Source organism: Neptunomonas sp. CHC150, from assembly GCF_030397555.1.
In the GTDB taxonomy this organism is placed as follows: Bacteria; Pseudomonadota; Gammaproteobacteria; order Pseudomonadales; family Balneatricaceae; genus Neptunomonas; species Neptunomonas phycophila.
In genome coordinates this window covers 1-373 of sequence record NZ_JAPNXU010000021.1, presented here as the reverse complement: position 1 = coordinate 373, position 373 = coordinate 1, and the positions used below count along the sequence as shown (strand labels likewise).

Annotated in this window: 1 protein-coding gene; it reads left to right on the top strand. The window is 54.7% G+C overall.

The window, feature by feature from the left end; translation table 11 throughout:
* Nucleotides 1-373 (top strand): cadherin-like domain-containing protein (locus tag OW491_RS17850; protein WP_290037246.1); only part of this gene is annotated, 373 nt, incomplete at both ends.

Below are 373 nucleotides of genomic sequence, written 5' to 3'. Positions count from 1 at the left end.
AATGACAACCCCACCACCGCAGGCGAATCAGCAACTACGGATGAAGATACTCCTGTGACTGTTGATGTCCTAGCAAACGATACGGACGATGATGGCGATAGCTTGAGCGTCGACAGTGCCACCGCCACCAACGGCTCGGTTGCGATCAACCCTGACGGCACCATCACCTACACGCCCAATGCGAACTTTAATGGCTCTGACACCATCACTTATACCGTGAGCGACGGTAACGGCGGGACTTCTACCGCGACAGTAGCGGTGACCATTAATGCCGAGAATGACAACCCCACCACCGTGGGCGAATCAGCAACTACGGATGAAGATACGCCAGTCACCGTGGATGTATTAGCCAATGACTCCGATGTTGAGGGCG